At 69.8% G+C, this 16,018-nt stretch carries 13 protein-coding genes; 5 read left to right on the top strand and 8 right to left on the bottom strand.

The genetic code is table 11. The annotated features are described in order from the left end of the window. Window positions 1-27 precede the first annotated feature (27 nt). Entirely contained in the window at window positions 28-927 is a 900-nt protein-coding gene (locus ACYVIO_RS20350; protein ID WP_460652418.1) for a conjugal transfer protein, read from the bottom strand. A gap of 793 nt (window positions 928-1,720) precedes the next feature. Between ACYVIO_RS20350 and ACYVIO_RS20345 the strand changes: the two genes are divergently transcribed. Together ACYVIO_RS20345 and trxA are read left to right on the top strand one after the other, a co-directional pair. Then, window positions 1,721-2,596, top strand: coding sequence for an aldo/keto reductase (locus ACYVIO_RS20345; protein WP_460652417.1), 876 nt, complete (start codon window positions 1,721-1,723; stop codon window positions 2,594-2,596). Window positions 2,597-2,893: 297 nt separating this feature from the next. Next, window positions 2,894-3,283 (top strand): thioredoxin, encoded by a 390-nt coding sequence (gene trxA, locus ACYVIO_RS20340; protein ID WP_344168376.1) that lies wholly within the window; start codon window positions 2,894-2,896, stop codon window positions 3,281-3,283. 663 nt (window positions 3,284-3,946) lie between these two features. On the opposite strand, the gene ACYVIO_RS20335 is transcribed toward trxA, so the two are convergent. Beyond that, window positions 3,947-5,215, bottom strand: a complete 1,269-nt coding sequence (locus tag ACYVIO_RS20335) for an NAD(P)/FAD-dependent oxidoreductase (RefSeq protein ID WP_460652416.1) — start codon at window positions 5,213-5,215, stop codon at window positions 3,947-3,949. A gap of 90 nt (window positions 5,216-5,305) precedes the next feature. On the opposite strand from ACYVIO_RS20335, the gene ACYVIO_RS20330 reads away from it, so the two are divergent. Then, complete coding sequence (locus ACYVIO_RS20330; RefSeq protein ID WP_460652415.1) at window positions 5,306-6,862, top strand: helix-turn-helix domain-containing protein; 1,557 nt, start codon at window positions 5,306-5,308, stop codon at window positions 6,860-6,862. Between the two features lie 192 nt (window positions 6,863-7,054). Here ACYVIO_RS20330 and ACYVIO_RS20325 read toward each other — a convergent pair whose 3' ends face one another. Genes ACYVIO_RS20325 through ACYVIO_RS20315 form a run of 3 tightly spaced genes read right to left on the bottom strand, consistent with a single transcriptional unit; the run spans window position 7,055 to window position 9,716 of the window. Then, window positions 7,055-8,068, bottom strand: coding sequence for an NAD(P)/FAD-dependent oxidoreductase (locus tag ACYVIO_RS20325; protein ID WP_460652414.1), 1,014 nt, complete (start codon window positions 8,066-8,068; stop codon window positions 7,055-7,057). Beyond that, entirely contained in the window at window positions 8,065-8,610 is a 546-nt protein-coding gene (locus ACYVIO_RS20320; protein ID WP_460652413.1) for an isoprenylcysteine carboxyl methyltransferase family protein, read from the bottom strand. The genes ACYVIO_RS20325 and ACYVIO_RS20320 overlap by 4 nt, the downstream gene beginning before the upstream one ends. After that, window positions 8,610-9,716 (bottom strand): type III polyketide synthase, encoded by a 1,107-nt coding sequence (locus tag ACYVIO_RS20315; protein ID WP_460652412.1) that lies wholly within the window; start codon window positions 9,714-9,716, stop codon window positions 8,610-8,612. Before ACYVIO_RS20315 ends, ACYVIO_RS20320 begins: the two co-directional genes overlap by 1 nt. On the opposite strand from ACYVIO_RS20315, the gene ACYVIO_RS20310 reads away from it, so the two are divergent. Further along, a complete protein-coding gene (locus ACYVIO_RS20310) occupies window positions 9,672-10,481 on the top strand; it encodes a UbiA family prenyltransferase (protein WP_460652411.1) in 810 nt (269 codons plus the stop codon). The genes ACYVIO_RS20315 and ACYVIO_RS20310 overlap by 45 nt on opposite strands. A gap of 3 nt (window positions 10,482-10,484) precedes the next feature. On the opposite strand, the gene ACYVIO_RS20305 is transcribed toward ACYVIO_RS20310, so the two are convergent. Beyond that, entirely contained in the window at window positions 10,485-12,260 is a 1,776-nt protein-coding gene (locus tag ACYVIO_RS20305) for a thiamine pyrophosphate-requiring protein (protein WP_460652410.1), read from the bottom strand. A 94-nt stretch (window positions 12,261-12,354) separates the two neighbouring features. Continuing rightward, window positions 12,355-13,245: a LysR family transcriptional regulator gene (locus ACYVIO_RS20300; protein WP_460652409.1), complete on the bottom strand. Its 891-nt coding sequence runs from the start codon at window positions 13,243-13,245 to the stop codon at window positions 12,355-12,357. A 109-nt stretch (window positions 13,246-13,354) separates the two neighbouring features. Between ACYVIO_RS20300 and ACYVIO_RS20295 the strand changes: the two genes are divergently transcribed. After that, window positions 13,355-14,887, top strand: coding sequence for an MFS transporter (locus ACYVIO_RS20295; RefSeq protein WP_460652408.1), 1,533 nt, complete (start codon window positions 13,355-13,357; stop codon window positions 14,885-14,887). 152 nt (window positions 14,888-15,039) lie between these two features. Here the strand turns inward: ACYVIO_RS20295 and ACYVIO_RS20290 are convergent, their stop codons facing one another. After that, the gene (locus ACYVIO_RS20290; RefSeq protein ID WP_460652407.1) at window positions 15,040-15,957 is read right to left on the bottom strand and encodes a lysyl oxidase family protein; all 918 of its coding nucleotides are present in this window, start codon (window positions 15,955-15,957) and stop codon (window positions 15,040-15,042) included. Window positions 15,958-16,018 lie beyond the last annotated feature (61 nt).

The following is a 16,018-nucleotide window of genomic DNA, read 5'->3' as shown; positions in this document are numbered from 1 at the left end:
TCATGGTCCGACGGCGGTCAGCTGCGGTCATCCGACGGCAGCCACTTGCCATCGTTGTGCCCCGTCCGCGGCGACGGTCCGCCGCAGAGTGAGCGTGTAGGTCTGGTCGAGGGTGGTGTCCCCCGTGCCCTTCCAGGTGACGGCACCGGTGGCCCGGCGCTCGTCATCGTTTCCGGTGAAGACCTGCCAGTCCTTCAGCTCGCCGAGCTTCACCGCACCGTTGAGGCTGCGGATCGCGGCCCCCGGAGCGGCGACCGCCTCGACCTTCGCGTCGGACTCGGCGTACGCACTGAAGAACGCCTCGGCGTCCTTCAGCGTGGCCGCGGTCAGGTCGTCGTCCGGTACGCCGGCGTCCGGCATGTTGTCCGGCAGTGCCACCCGCTCGTCGGCGACGTACGTCGGGGGGCCGCTGGCGACGACCCTGGACGACGTACGAGCGACCGGTACGGCGACGCGCTGCCAGCTGTAGGCCTGGCCGGCCCAGCCGCGGCCCTGCTTGGCGAACGGGCGCACCTGCACCCGGACGTCGACGACCGCCGTGACGCCACCGGAGTCGACCTTGACCTCACCCGGGTACGCCGCGTTGGCGGTCTGCTTGCCACGCCCGTTCCAGCCGGCGCGGGCGTCGAGCCCGGCGGCCAGGTCCAGGCTGATCTGGGCCGGACGGGCGTCCGGGTTGCCTTCGTCCCAGTTGAGGTAGGACACGGCGTACCGGGTCGCGACCGCGCGGGCCTCGTCGGCCGGGAAGCCGGACTGGTTGGCCACGACTCCCCCGTTGGTCCCGGTGTTGGGCCGGATCCAGGAGCGGACGCCGCTGATCGCGGCGAGCAGCAGTACTGCGACGACCAGGCCGCGGAAGAACCGCCGGGCCCAGGTCGAGAAGGAGGACTCCGGCTCGGTCGCCCACGGCGTCTGGCCTGGCTCCACCGGTCCACGCGGCGGCTGGGGTGCCGCGTGGGCTCCGTGCGGAGAGCGCTGGCGAAGACGTTCCGGGGGTCGCTGGCCGGGAGCGGTGGCGTGCTGGGGCGGCTGGTTCGCCGTACGAGGTGTCTCCGGGCCCTGGGGCCGGCGCGGAGGCGCCATCACCCCACCGGTGGCCGGAGGGGGCGCGCTGTACTGCGCGGCTACGCCCTGTGCCTGGCGAGGGGTGGGTGACACCGGGCCGTCGGGGTGCTGCCACCACTCCGGTGCGGTGTTCTGCGGACGGCCCTTGGGCTTCTTCGTCCGTCGCTGGTCCGACCAGTGCTCACCTTTGGGTGGCAGATTCAGGACCGTTCGCCACCAACTCATCTCTCCCCGCCCCTCAGACAGCAGTTACGCGGACAGTAGCCGGGAGGATACGGCAAGCAACTGTCCATCGGGAGTCCTGGGACCAGGATCCGGATGCTCCATCGCTCCCCGCAGCCATACTGTTACCCCACTCGGGGGCAGATGCACACTTCCGCTCGAAGCGTGACACCTTCGGTACCGTCGCCATAGCTCCTCTCTCATGCCCGACCGGCTCGATCAGGCAGCGCAAACCATGCCACACGCCGCGGACAGGTTCGAAAATCCGTGCGAAGGACAGGGTAGAGAATCGATTCAACTGATCACGCAGTGTAGTCGATGCCCGTACCAGCCTGTGGAAAACTCTGTCGTGGCGCAGGGTCAAAGTAATAGGTTCTTGGTGACTTTGCTGACCATCGGGCCGGCACTCTGAAGTACTTGCGGAAGGACGGGCATGGAGACTCGACGGCTGGGACGGCTGGAGCACCGCAGTTCGGTCCTGATCTACGGCGCGGCAGCGCTGGGCGGGGTCGATCAGGACACCGCCGACGCGTCGATCCAAGAGGCGCTGGAGGCCGGCGTCAACCACTTCGACGTGGCCGCCGACTACGGCGACGCGGAGCTGCGGCTCGGCCCGCGGATGGGTGAGATCCGGGACCGGATCTTCCTCGCGACCAAAACCGGACGGCGAACTTATGACGAAGCGTGGTCGGAGATCAATCGTTCGCTCGAACGGTTGCAGACCGACCGGATCGACCTGATCCAGATGCACGCGGTCTGCGACATGGAGAACCTCGACCTGGTGACCGGTAAGGGCGGGTCGCTCGAGGCCGCCGTACGGGCCAAGGAAGAGGGCATGGTCGGCGCCATCGGCATCACCGGGCACACCGCCCAGGCGCCGGCGGTGCACCGGGAGGGGCTGCGGCGCTTCGACTTCGACTCGGTTCTCACGCCGCTGAACTACCGGCTCTCGACCGACCCGCAGTACGCCGACGACTACGCGGCGCTGGTCGAGGCCGTGCAGGCCTCCGACGCCGCGCTGATGACGATCAAGATGATCGCCCGGCGGAACTGGCAGGACGGCGAGGAGAAGACGTACGACACCTGGTACCGGCCGTTCGACGAGCAGCGCTACATCACGGCCGCGACGGCCTGGCTGCTCAACGGGCACCCGGAGATCACCGGGCTCGCGACGGCCGGCGAGACCCGGTTGCTGCGGCAGATGGTCGTCGCCGAGCAGGAGCGGGCCGAGCTGACGCCGGAGGCCGCGGCGGCGATCCTGGACGAGGTCCACGATTACGCGTCTCCCTTCGTCGACATCCCGATCTGACCCTCAGGCGAGCACGGCGTGCGCCGGGCTGGGAAGGGCAGATCCCTCGGTGGGGCAGTGTGCCCCGGGAGCATGCATTCCAGTCCGGCGTCTCGCCGCACGTGAATCAGTTGTTCGGTTGAGGCAACTGATCGGATGGGTCGGATCGTCGTACCGGAGTGTGGTCGGTGCGGTGCGATGTGTGAGGGTGGGAGCGTGCTCACCGGCGGACCTGTCCCGGGCGGGCGGGCCGCGGGGAACACTGGCGGCACCGGCGGTGTTGAACAGCGCGTATTCCCTATTCTTTCGGAGGTCGTAGTGGCAACGGTCGAGCTGTCCCAGCAGAACTTCGACGAGGTCGTCGGTTCCGACGGGCTCGTCCTGGTGGATTTCTGGGCTGAGTGGTGCGGTCCGTGCAAGATGTTCGGACCGGTGTTCGAGAAGTCTTCCGAGGAGCACTCGGACATCACCTTCGGCAAGGTGGACACCGAGGCACAGGTCGAGCTGGCGCAGGCGTTCGAGATCCGGTCGATCCCGACGCTGATGGCGGTCCGGGACGGTGTCGTCCTGTACTCGCAGCCGGGTGCGCTCCCGGCGCCGGCGCTGGAGGACCTGATCAGCCAGCTGCGTGCGGTGGACATGAACGAGGTCCGCGCGCAGATCGCGGCGCACGAGGCCGAGCACGGCACCGAGCCGCACACGCACTAGTTCACACAGCACAAAAGGCCCCTGGTCTCGTCGAATCTGACGAGACCAGGGGCCTTTGTCGTCGTACGACGAGAGCGTGGTTCCCAGGTGCTGGTGGGAACCACGCTCTCGGGACCGGTCTCGGGGATGCCCGGTCGGTGCTGCTACCGCCCCAGGGGAGGCGGGTGGTGCGCTCCGTCCCGGAAGGGACGGGTTGCCGCTCGGGGTCGAGCGGGTGGTGCCGGGCCGGCTCAGGCGCAGCCGGTGCCCGTTTGTTCTGGTCCGCCCCGCATGGCGGACTTTGTGCTTCCCCACTCCAGGCGCGAGTGGGGTGGTGCGCCGCTCGCAGGGGAGCGGATGGTGCGCCCGCTCGCTGCTGAACGGGATTGTGCCTCCCGCGCAGGGACGGGGAGTGGTGCGCCGCTCGCAGGGAGCGGGTGGTGCGCCCCGTTCTGAGGTGTAGCGGGGATGGTGCGCCCCGTTCAAGGTGGTACGGGGGTGGTGCGCCGCCCCACGAGAAAGGGCGGGTGGTGCGCCGCTCGAGGAGAGAGCGGGTACGGCGCCCGCGCTGGAGGCGGGTGAGGCCGGGTCAGAGATCTCTGGCCGGCCGGGTGGGTCGTGGCGGTGAGGTGTCGCCACGGCCCGGGTCGGTGGCGGGTCGCTGGATGCGATCCGCCACGAAGGTCAGCGGAGTGGGTCGAACGGCGCCAGCTCGGCGGGACGACGGCCGGTGGTGATGGTCTCGGCCAGGAGTTGACCGGTGACCGGGCCGAGCGTGATGCCCCACATCCCGTGCCCGCCGGCGGCAAAGACCCGCGGGGACGAGGTGGCACCGATCAGCGGCAGGCCGTCCGGCGTACAGGGGCGCGGTCCTACCCACTCGAAGGTGCGCGCGTCCAGGTCGGCGTCGCGCAGGAGCGGACGGGCGGCCTCGACGATCGCGTCGATCCGGCGCGGGTCGAGCTTCGCGTCGGGCTTGCGGAACTCCATCATCCCGGCCACCCGGAGGCGGTCGCCCAGCGGCGTGCAGGCGATCCGCTGCGCCGGGAAGTACACCGGTCCGGCCGGTACGTGCGCGATCGGGACACTGAAGGAGTACCCACGACCAGCCTGTACGACGGTCCTGACGCCGAACCGCCGCGCCAGGTCGCCGAGCCACGCCCCGGTCGCCATCACGACCGAGTCGTACTGCTCGCTCGCGCCGTCGGCGGTGACCACGCGGGTGTCGCGGATCCCGTCGACGATGTCGGCGACGTTCGCACCGGTGAGGATCCGGCCGCCGCGGGCGACGACCGAGTCGGCGAGCAGCTTGACGTAGTCGCCGGGGTTGATGAAGCGCTGGCCGTGCAGCCGGATCGCCGCGCCGATCTCGTCCGACAGAGACGGCTCGATCTCCCGGGCGTCGTCGCCGGTGATGGCCTCGAACTCGATGCCCTGCCCGGCGGCGTGGATGTGCTCGATCTCCTCGAGCAGCACTGCGCGCTCTTCAGCGGTCCGGTACGCCGCGAGGAACGACTTGGCCTCGTACGTCTCGGCCTCGACCCCGGCCTTGGCCAGCAGGTCGAAGGCGCTCAGGGCCTGCCGGTTGATCGGGACCAGCGACTCCATCGCCGTCTTCCAGCGCCCGGCGGTGCTGTTGCGAGCGAACCGGGTGAGGAAGGACAGCAGCCGCGGGCTCGCCGTCGGCGGTACGTAGACCGGCGAGGACGGGCTCAGGACAGCGCGTACGCCGTACTTGAGCACCGCGGGCTCCGGAAGCGGGGTCGCCAGACCCGGCGTGAGCCAGCCCGCGTTGCCCCAGGACGCTCCCGCGGCGACACCTTCACGGTCGTACACGGTGACCTCGATGTCGCGCTCCTGGAGGAACCAGGCAGTGGCGAGGCCGACCATGCCGGCGCCGACGATGGCGACCCGGTCGGGGACGATGTGTGTGGTTGAACCAGCAGCGACCATGGTTCGATGGTGCGCCGGTCCCGGAGCGCTGTCATGGTGCGATCGCACCACTGCTGGAGCAAATGACAGTGCGCAGAGCACAATAACCTTATGATCACCGCGCCTGACCTGGTCGTCGCCGTCGGCCCAGCCCTGTTCGAGACCGTTGTCGCCGGGCAGGGGGACACCGAGGTGCGGGACGTCTTCCTCGCCGATCCGCAGGAGCCGGCGACCGGTGGGCCCGGCGACCTGGTCCTGGGACTCGGCCTGCGCAACGCCGAGGAGGCGGTCGAGCTCCTGGAGCGCTGTGCCGCCGGCAATGCGTCTGGCGTCGTACTGCGGACCGGTCTGGCGCAGGAGCCCGCAGTAGTGGCTACGGCGGAGCGCTGGCTGCTCACCCTCATCGCGCTCCAGCCGACCGTCACCTGGGCGCACGTGGTCTGGCTGCTCCGCGGAGTCATCGACCGGGCGGCCGCACCGGACTCCCCCGCCGCTGGTGACGCCGGAGTCCACCAGGAGCTGTTTGCCCTGGCTGACGCGGCTGCAGCGATCGTGGACGCACCGGTGACCATCGAGGACAACCAGTCGCGCGTGCTGGCCTACTCGTCCCAGCAGGACCTGTCCGACACCGACCCGACCCGGGTGTCGACCATCGTCGGTCGGCGAGTTCCCGCCGAGGTGATCGCCCACTTCCGCGCCCGGGGCATCTTCCGGCGGCTGGCCCGGTCGAGCGAACCGTTCCTGGTGCCCGACGGGCCCAACGGCATCCGCCCGCGGCTCGTCGTACCGGTCCGGGCGGGTGGTGAGTGGCTGGGCTCGATCTGGGCGGTGGTGGACGGCCCAGTGAGTAAGGAGGTCACCGAAGAGCTCAGCAACGCCGCGTCAGTGCTCGCACTGCACCTGCTGCGGCTCAGGGCGCAGGCAGACGTCGCCAGGCGCTCGGCGATCGACCGTCTGCGCACAGTGCTCCGGCAGTTCTCCCCTGAGGCGCCTGTCGAGGTCAGGCTCCCGTCGGCGCCGTGGCGGGTGGTCGCGCTCAGTTCACCCGACGGGTACGACGTACCGCAGCAGCTGGACCTCTGGGAGTCGCTGGGCCGCCGCCAGGGCTGGAGTGAGCCGCTGCTGGCTGACCTGGACGGCACGGTGTTCGCGGTGGTGTCCGACGGCGAAGCTGTGCCGGGCTCCTGGCGCTGGCTGCGCAAGCTAGTCGGCGACCAGGCCAAGGACAACCCCGGTACGGCGGCTGCCGCCGGCGGACGCGCCCGCTACCCCGCTGACCTGCCCAGCTCACGTGCTGAGTCGGTGGAGCTGCTCAACCTCGTACGACGTGGTGTTGCGCGCGGACCGGCGCTCCGGGTCGAGCAGGCCTGGCACGTACTGACTGTTCACCGAGCGGTCACCTCGCTCGACACCACCAAGATGGACGGGCCGCTGGCCACGCTGCTGCGGCACGACATCGAGAACGACACCGCGTTCGTCGACACCCTGGAGGCGTGGCTGAACCATCCGGGCCAGCCGCAGCAGGCCGCCAAGGACCTGCACCTGCACACCAACACCCTGCGGCACCGGATGAAGCGGATCGGCGAAATCGCGCGGCTCGACCTGTCGGATCCGCGGGAGCGACTCGCGCTCCAGCTGCAGATCGCGTCGGTGCGCACCGAGCACTGAGACGTTCGCCACAGCGCTACGTAACAAGGCTTCACATTCCGGCAATCGATGAGCAACATCCGGGTGGAAAAGTACTGATCACGAAGACGTCTCAGCTCTTCACCAGGGAGCTGAGCCGACTGGGTCGAACTCTTCACCAGGGAGCTCGAACCATTTGGGCCCGGCGATTGTCTGAGCGATCGCCGGGCCCCTTCACGTCAGGCGGTTGACGATCGCGCCGTAGACAGCGGGCAGTGCGGCCGCGGCGGGGACGATGCGGGGAGCGAGCAACGATCTGTTGCGGGCCCAGAGCAAGGATGCGGTGAGCGCACGGCACTCCCAGGACACGCGGCGCCAGGCGGCCTCGTAGTCCTCGGGGCAATCCTTGGCGATGCAGTCGACGAGCTCGGCGGAGGTGCGGAGGGCGACGGCGATGCCCTCGCCGGTCAGCGCGTCGACGTAGCCGGCGGAATCGCCGACCAGCAGGACACGTCCTGCGACGCGGCGTCGGACTCGCTGACGCAATGGCCCGGCGCCCAGTACGCCGGACGCGGGCGGGGCATCGCCGAGGCGGGCACGCAGGCGGGGAAAGGCGCGGAGATGGTCGTCGAAAGAACCGACAGCACTGGTCAGCACAGCAACACCCACCAGGTCGTCGGCGACCGGCGTCACGTAGGCCTCACCGAGGGAGGACCAGTAGACCTCGACGAGGTCGCTCCACGGGCGGATGACGAAATGTTGCCGCAGGCCCCGCCGGACGGCACCGGCAGCACTACCAAGTCCTAGCTGTCGGCGGATAGGTGAGTGGAGACCGTCGGCGGCCGCCAGGTAGCGGGCGGTGTGGCCGGCGGCGGTGACCGAGGACGAGGTTTGCGAGATCTCGCCGACCCTTGCTCGGACAACTGGCACGCCCAGAGCATCTAGGCGGTGCCGCAGGCCCCGATGAAGTTCCGTGCGGCGTACTCCCAGGCCAGGTCCAGCCCGGAAGCGGGCGTCGACGGAGTGCGACGCGTCGAGGTAGCGGATGCCATGGAACGGGCGGCCTTCCAGCACCACACCCAGGCGGGAGAGGTAAGCGGCCGCGCTGTGCGCGAGCCCCTCCCCGCAGGCCTTGTCGATCGGCGCCTCCCGCGGTTCGACGACAACAACGTCCAAGCCGGCCAGCGCTGCCCGGATCGCCGTGGCAGCCCCGGCAGGACCAGAGCCCGCGACGAGAAGATCGATCACGGCGCCGGCGGTCGACCAGCGGTCAGCGCACCGTCCAGCGCTGTCTCCTCGGCGCGGATCCGCACAGCGAGCAGCGGCAGGTTCAGCACCGTGAAGACCACCGCCGTCACCCATGACGTGTGCACCAGCGGCAGCGCGATCCCCTCCAGCACGACCGCCACGTAGTTCGGGTGCCGGAGCAACTTATAGGGGCCTTTAGCAACCAACGACAACCCTGGTACGACGATCACCCGCGTGTTCCACTGCCTCCCGAGCGTGCCGATGCACCACCACCGCAGCCCCTGCGCCAGCAGTACGACGGCCAGCATCGTCCACCCCAGCGCCGGGACGAACGGGCGGTCGGCAACGATCGCCTCGACCAGGCACCCGGCCAACAGCCCGGTGTGCAGCACCACCATGAACGGGTAGTGCCCCTTCCCGGACTCCACCCCGCCCTGCCCGAAGCTCCAGGCCGCGTTGCGCAGCGACACGACCAGCTCCGCGACCCGCTCGAGGCCGACCAGGAGCACCAGTACGACGTACCACCACAACGACGGATCCATCACCACTCCATCAGCACGAGCTCGGAACAGAAGCCCGGGCCCATCGCCAGCAGCACGCCCGGACCTGCAGGATCCAGCCTCATGGTGTCACCGAGCACGTGCAGCACCGAGGACGACGACAGGTTGCCGACCGCATCGAGCGATTTCCAGGTCAGGTCGAGCGCCCCCGGCCGCAAGGAGAGCGTCTCCGCGACCGCCTCCAGCACCTTCGGCCCGCCCGGATGGCTCACCCACGTCCCGATCTCGGGCACGGTCAGCCCGTGCGAACCGAGGAAGTCCCGGACGTCACCGCCGAGGTACTTGCGCACCACCTCCGGTACGTCGGCCCCGAGCACGATCCGGAACCCGCCCGACCCGACGTCCCACCCCATCACCCGCTCGGAGTCCGGGTAGAGCCGGCTCCGCGTCGCCACCACCGAAGGCCCTGCAGCCGGCCGCTCGGAACCAGTCATCACGACGGCGGCAGCACCGTCCCCGAACAGCGCCCCACCCACCAGGTTGGGCAACGACGAGTCGTCCCGCTGCAGCGTCAGCGAGCACAGCTCCACCGACAGCAGTACGGCGACGTGCCCGGGCCACGCGGTCAGGTAATCGTGCATGCGAGCGATCCCCGCCGCTCCCCCGACGCATCCGAGCCCGAACAGCGGCAGCCGCTTCACGTCCTCGCGCAGTCCGAGCCGCATCGCGACCCGCGCGTCGATCGATGGCGCCGCCACCCCGGTCACGGTCGTGAACATCAGCAGATCCACGTCGTCGACCGACAGCCCGGCCGCCGCCAGCGCCCCGCTGACCGCCTCGGCCCCGAGGTCGACCGCCGCCGCGATCCACGCGTCGTTGGCCGCGCCGAAGTCCTTCAACTCGCCGTACTGCTCCAGCGGAATCGCGAGGTGCCGGTGCGACACCCCGGCGTTCGCGTGCAGCCGACGCAGCAGCGCCAAGCCCTTGCCGTCGGTCAGGCACAGCTCCGCGAACGCCTCGGTGAGCTCGGCCTGCTGATACCGGTACGGCGGCAACGCGGCCTGCACCGCGGCGATCCGGCTCATCGTGGCATCGTTGCTTCGGTGAGCCGACTCGGAACCGTCAAGGGTCTGGCTCTGGCCTGCCATCCCGGCCCGACCGTTGCCGTCACCACGCTCGTCACGGCCGTTGCCTGGTCCGCGGGCCGCGGCCTCACCGGATCTCTCCTCGTTGCCGCAACCATCCTCACCGGCCACCTCTCGATCGGCTGGAGCAATGACGCGATAGATGCCACCCGCGACTCCATTGTGAACCGGCGTGACAAGCCTGTCGTCCTGGGACTCGTCGGCCGCCGCACGTTGTGGATCGCGGCGGTCGTCGCGCTGGTCGTCACGATCCCGGTCTCGCTGGCCAACGGCCTCCTGGCGGGCCTCGCCCATCTGCTGTTCGTCGCCTGCGCGTGGGCGTACAACCTCGGGCTCAAGTCGACGCCGGTCTCCTGGCTTCCGTACGCCGTGGCGTTCGGCGCGCTGCCGTCGTTCGTCACGCTCGGTACGAGTGGGGAGTGGGCGCCGTGGTGGGCCACGGCGGCGACCGCGCTGCTCGGCGTCGGCGCGCACCTCGCGAACGTCGTACCGGATCTCGCCGACGACCTGGCGACCGGCGTACGAGGATGGCCGCAGCGGCTTGGGCAGGCCTCCAGGCTGCTCGCGCCACTCCCCCTCGCCGCCGCGACGGTCCTGCTCACGGTCGCACCGGCGGGCCCGATCGGCGCTGTCGGCTGGATCGCGTTGGCCGTGGTCGCCGTCCTGCTCGGCGTGATCGTGGCGTGGAAGCAGGCGCCGTTCCTCGTCACCATCGGCGTGGCGGTCGTCAGCGTGGTCGTCCTCGTCGTCCGCGGCGACGCGTTGTGAGGGTCACGGCCGCAGCTCCTGGAGTTTCGTCTTCACGCCTTCCTTGAGCACGCCCCAGCGGTCCTCGTCGCCCTTCCACAGCGACTCGGTCATCTTGGTGATCTGGTCCCAGCTCGCGTGCGGCGGGATCGGCGGGACGTCCGGGTCGCAGTACACGTCGAGCACGGTCGGCCGGTCGGCGGCCAGGGCGTTGTCCCAGGCGGCGGCCAGCTCGTCAGGTTTTCTGACAGCAATCCCCGTCAGACCGACCGACTGCGCGAAGCCGGCGTAGTCGACCTCGGGCAGCGTCTGCGAGTCGGGGAACTTCGGGGCGCCCTGCAACGACCGCATCTCCCAGGTGACCTGATTGAGGTCGTTGTTGTGCAGTACGGCGATCACCAGCCGCGGGTCCGACCACTCCTGCCAGTACCGCTTGATCGTGATCAGCTCGGCGAGGCCGTTCATCTGCATCGCGCCGTCGCCGGAGAACGCGACGACCGGTTGGTCCGGGTGGGCGAACTTCGCGCCGATGCCGTACGGGACGGCCGAGCCCATCGTCGCCAGCGTGCCGGACAGCGAGCCGCGGGTGGAGTCGGTGAAGCGGAGCTGGCGCGCGTACCAGTCCGCGGCCGAGCCCGAGTCGGCGACGACGATGCAGTCGTCGGGCAGACGTTCGGAGAACTCGTGGAACAGGCGCTGCGGGTTCACCGGGTCCGCGTCGACGTGAGCCGCCCCGGCCATCACGTTCCACCAGCGATCGACACCGTCTTCGATGCCTTCGCGCCAGGAGCGGTCCTCCTTGCGGCGCAGCAGCGGGATCAGGGCGCGCAGCGTGGTCGCGGCGTCGCCGACCAGGTTCACGTCGTACGGATACCGCATCCCGATCATCGACGCATCGGCGTCGATCTGGACGGCCTTGGCCTTGCCGAACTCGGGCAGGAACTGGGAGTACGGGAAGCTCGAGCCGATCGTCAGGAGCGTGTCGCAGCCGGTCATCAGCTCGTACGACGGCCGCGTGCCGAGCAGGCCGATCGAGCCGGTCACGTACGGGAGGTGGTCGCTCAGGACGTCCTTGCCGAGGAGAGCCTTCGCTACGCCGGCGCCGAGGATCTCGGCCAGCTCCTCGATCTCCTTGCGCGCTCCGCGGGCGCCTTGCCCGACCAGTACGGCGACGCGCTCGCCTGCGTTGATCAGCTCGGCAGCGCGTCGTACGGCGTCCTGGTCCGGCTGCTGGGTTGCCGGCTCGAAGCCGAGGCTCGACGGGACCATCTTGAACGCATGCTCCGGCGGCGTGTACTCGAGCTCCTGGACGTCGGCCGGAATGATGATCGCGGTCGGCGCCGACCGGCTGAGCGCCGTACGGATCGCTCGGTCGAGGACGTTCGGGAGCTGCTCGGGGACGTTGACGGTCTCCAGGAACTCGCCGGCCACGTCCTTGAACAGGCTGTGGAGGTCCACTTCCTGCTGGTAGGAGCCGCCCATTGCCGAGCGGTTCGTCTGGCCGACGATCGCGACGACCGGGACGTGGTCGAGCTTCGCGTCGTACAGGCCGTTCAGCAGGTGGATCGCGCCGGGCCCGGAGGTTGCCACACAGACGCCGACCCGGCCGGTGAACTTCGCGTACCCGACGGCCTGGAAGGCGGACATCTCCTCGTGCCGAGCCTGGATGAAGCGAGGGCCCTCGGCCCTGGTCCAGGCGGCGAGCAGTCCGTTGATGCCATCACCGGGATAGCCGAAGACGGTGCCGACGTCCCACTCCCGGAGCCGTTCCAACAAGTAGTCACCCACGGTGTTAGCCATGAGGCCCCGGTGCCCCAGGGGTGGGGGTGTATTCAGGGCCGGCCGCCCCGAGGCGAGCGGGCTTCGCCCGCCGCCGCTCCCGGCTGGGGCGGGCTCAGTTGCTGGAGGGCTTCAACGGCGCGTTGCTGCCGAGGATGGCGGCGGTCAGGGCTTCGGCCGGTTCCTTCGCGGCGCGCGGGTTGGTGATGAGGACCAGGTCGATGGACGGGAGCTCGGGCAGACCCGCGCTCGGTGGCGGCTCGACGAGGTCGGCGGGCATCAGCGAATGGGCGAAGATCGCGATACCGAGACCGGCGCGGACGGCGGCGAGGACTCCGTTGACGCCGCGGACGATGCAGGTCACCCGGTACGGACGGCCGACGCTCTCCAGAGTCTGTACGCCGAGCATCCGGCTCAGGCTCGGCGCCTGGTACGCGACCAGCGGGACGGGACCGTCGGGCGCGATCCGCGTGCCGGAGATGCCGGCCCAGACCAGCGGGTCGCGCCGGACCAGACGACCGTTGGGTTCGGAGGCGGCGCCGACCGAGTGCTTCACGTAGGCCAGGTCGAGGTGGCCCGACTCGACGCGGCGGAGCAGGTTGGGGCTCTGGGCGACGGTGAGCTCCAGGTCGATCCGCGGGTAGAGCTGCCGGAAGTCGCGCAGGATCCGCGGCAGCGGGGTCAGCGCGAGGTCGTCGGTGACGCCGAAACGCAGGCGGCCGCGCAGCTCCGAGCCGGTGAAGTACCCGACCGCTTCCTCGTGGGCGGCCAGGATCGTCCGGGCGAACCCGGCCATCGCCTCGCCGTCCGCGGTCAGCGTCACGGTCCGCGTGTCGCGCACGAACAGCGGCCGCCCGACCGCCGCCTCCAGCTTGCGGATGTGCTGGCTCACCGTCGGCTGGCGGATGCCGAGCCGTTCGGCGGCCTGGGTGAAGCTCAGCGACTGCGCCACCGCGAGGAACGTGCGCAGCTGGTCCGGGTCGTAGGCCATCGATTTCCCTCTCATCGCGACTCGTAATAAGACTAATAGGAGTAATTCGTTGTGAGAATCCGGCCCGGACCGGTGAGGATGGAACAGACCTCCCCTGACACGTCCACTTCCAAAGGGTTGACTCTTGACCACCCGGGCCACCGGTTCTGTCCCCGTCCCCGACTTCCACACCCACCGTTCCACTCCGCGGACCACCCCCGGTGAACTGCCGCCGACCCAGCGGCGCCCCGGATTCCGCGACACCTTCAGCGCTCTCCAGGTCCGCAACTTCCGGCTCCTGGTCAGCGGCCTGTTCGTCAGCTCGACCGGCGGCTGGGTCCAGCGCATCGCGCAGGACTGGCTGGTCCTGACGCTGACCGGCAGCCCGACCGCCGTCGGCATCACCACCGCGCTGCAGTTCCTGCCCACCCTCCTGCTCGGCCTGTACGGCGGGGTGATCGCGGACCGCTTCCCCAAGCGCAAGATCCTGCTCGTCACCCAGTCGACGATGGGCACCCTGGCCGCCGTACTGGCGGTCCTCGCGTTCACCGGCGACGTGAAGGTCTGGCAGGTCTACACCCTCGCGCTCGTGCTCGGCCTGGCGACCGCGGTCGACAACCCCACCCGCCAGTCGTTCGTCACCGAACTGGTCGGCAAGCAGCGGCTGCGCAACGCGATCAGCATGGTCTCGTCCACCTTCCAGCTCGGTGGCCTGATCGGCCCGGCGCTGGGCGGCGCGATGCTCGGCACGATCGGTGCCGGCTGGGCCTTCGCGCTGAACTCGATCACGTTCTTCGGCTCGATCTCGGCGCTGCTGATGATGCGCGAGAGCGAGATGCCGGGGCTCCAGGCCGCCCGGAAGGCGGGTCAGGCGCTGCGGATCCGCGACGGGCTGCGCGACGGCGTCCGGTACGCGTTCCACGAGCCGGCCGTGCGCTGGGCGATCGTGCTGGTCGGCATCTTCGGCATGTTCACGATCAGCCTGCCGGTCACGCTGACGGCGTTCGCTGACGTCGTCTTCAAGACCGGAGCCACCGGGTACGGCGTACTGAACTCGGTCGTTGCCGTCGGCTCCCTGGCCGGCGCACTGCTCTCGGCACGGCGGATCCGGCCGACCCGGCTGCGCAACCTGGTCGGGATCGCGGCGATCCTGGCCGTGACGGAGATCATCGCGGCGCTGCAGCCGTCGCTGTGGACCTTCCTGCCGCTGCTGTGCGCGCTCGGCATGGCGACGCTGATGTTCCTCACCGCGGCGCAGTCGATGGTGCAGCTGACCACGCCGGACGGTCTGCGCGGTCGGGTCGCCGGGATCTACAACCTGGTCTTCATCGGCGGCGGCGCGATCGGCGGACCGACCGTCGGTGCGATCGCCGAGCACTTCGGCGCGCGCACCAGCCTGCTGCTCGCCGGGTTGATCCCGGCCGTGGCGACAGTTGCCATCGGCATCAAGCTGGCGAGGGCCGGCCGCTTCCGGGTGGTCGTTGTCCGCGGCACCCGTTCTCCGTGGCGCGAACCCCCGGTGCGCTTGGGTCTGGAGCAGCTCCCGATCCAGCTCACCCGCCCCGAACCTGCCATCCCTTCCAAACCCCGCCCGTTCACACTGGCCCGCCGCAGGTACCAGCGGACCGATCCCCACACCACCACAACGAGAACCCGCCGCAAGCCGCTGCACCGCTGAAGGATGGGGCAGGGGAGGGCAGGCCCGCCCTCCCCTGGCTTCGCCGGGGACGATCAACCCCGCGCGACTCGACGATGTCAGCCGGCGGCCCCGCGCTCCAGACAACCGCCGACCAGTCAGCTGCCGACTGGTCGGCGGTTTCCTCTGTTGTACTACGGAGCGTCGATCACGCCGACCGGCGGTACCTGGACCGTGCGGTGGTGCAGCGTTCCGCCGAGGACGACCTTGCGCAGCGAGACGTTGTTGGCGGTGTTCGACTCGAACAGCCGCTTCTCCGGGTTGGCGACCACCTGCACGTAGTACGTGCCGTTCGGCAGGTCGGTCACGTCGAAGGACTGGCCGGGCAGCGACTGGACGTACGTGTCGCCGGAGCCGACGTCGAGCACCTCACGGACCGACAGCGAGCCGTGGTTGCCGCAGGCGGTGTGCAGGTCGGTGTTCGACGGGTGCCAGTTGGCGTTCTTCACGGTGTAGTCGATCGAGTCGGTCGCGGCCAGGCAGAACGCTTCCTTCTGGCTGCGGACGACCTCGGTCTGCTTCGCGTTCAGCAGGCTGTAGCGGGCGAAGTCGGTGAAGTGCCAGTGGGTGTGACCGTCGCGCGCGTCCCACTCCATCGTGCCGGTCTTCTGGTAGCCGACCTGCTTGCCGGCCGCGTCGTAGAAGTACTGGTACGCATCCATCAGGTCCTTGCCCTGCTGGCGGAATCCGTCCAGCACGAGCGTCGACGGCCCGGCGTTCCACACGTTCGCCGAGAACTGCAGGAAGTCCTTCTTCGCCTCCGGCGTCCCCTCCTCCCCCGGCTGAACGGTGATCTGCCAGGCCGGCAGAGCCCGCAGGTCCGGCTTCGGACCAGCCGGTACGCCGGCTTTGCCGGTCGGCCGGGACGCGTTCGGCTTCGGCGCGACAGCCGTCGCGCGCTTCGCCTCCGGCGCCTTCAACGTCTTCGGAGCCGTACGACACCCCGCGGCCCCACCGTGACCACAGTCCTCGGCCTCCCGAACGGTCAGGTTCAGTCCCACGCTCGCGTCGTACGCCGGGATCTTGAAGAAGTCCCGGTAGACGCGGTTCACACTGATCGTGGCCGTGTACTTGCCGACCGGGAGATCGACCGGCTCACCGTTGTACCCGTAG

This window comes from Kribbella endophytica, from assembly GCF_054781295.1.
This window is presented reverse-complemented; position numbering and strand designations above follow the sequence as displayed.

Coding starts and splice junctions, on each gene's coding strand:
- ACYVIO_RS20345 (WP_460652417.1), top strand. CDS start 1,721: ATGGAGACTCGACGGCTGGGACGGCTGGAGCACCGCAGTTCGGTCCTG.
- ACYVIO_RS20335 (WP_460652416.1), bottom strand. CDS start 5,215: ATGGTCGCTGCTGGTTCAACCACACACATCGTCCCCGACCGGGTCGCC.
- ACYVIO_RS20330 (WP_460652415.1), top strand. CDS start 5,306: ATGATCACCGCGCCTGACCTGGTCGTCGCCGTCGGCCCAGCCCTGTTC.
- ACYVIO_RS20320 (WP_460652413.1), bottom strand. CDS start 8,610: ATGGATCCGTCGTTGTGGTGGTACGTCGTACTGGTGCTCCTGGTCGGC.
- ACYVIO_RS20315 (WP_460652412.1), bottom strand. CDS start 9,716: ATGGCAGGCCAGAGCCAGACCCTTGACGGTTCCGAGTCGGCTCACCGA.
- ACYVIO_RS20305 (WP_460652410.1), bottom strand. CDS start 12,260: ATGGCTAACACCGTGGGTGACTACTTGTTGGAACGGCTCCGGGAGTGG.
- ACYVIO_RS20300 (WP_460652409.1), bottom strand. CDS start 13,245: ATGAGAGGGAAATCGATGGCCTACGACCCGGACCAGCTGCGCACGTTC.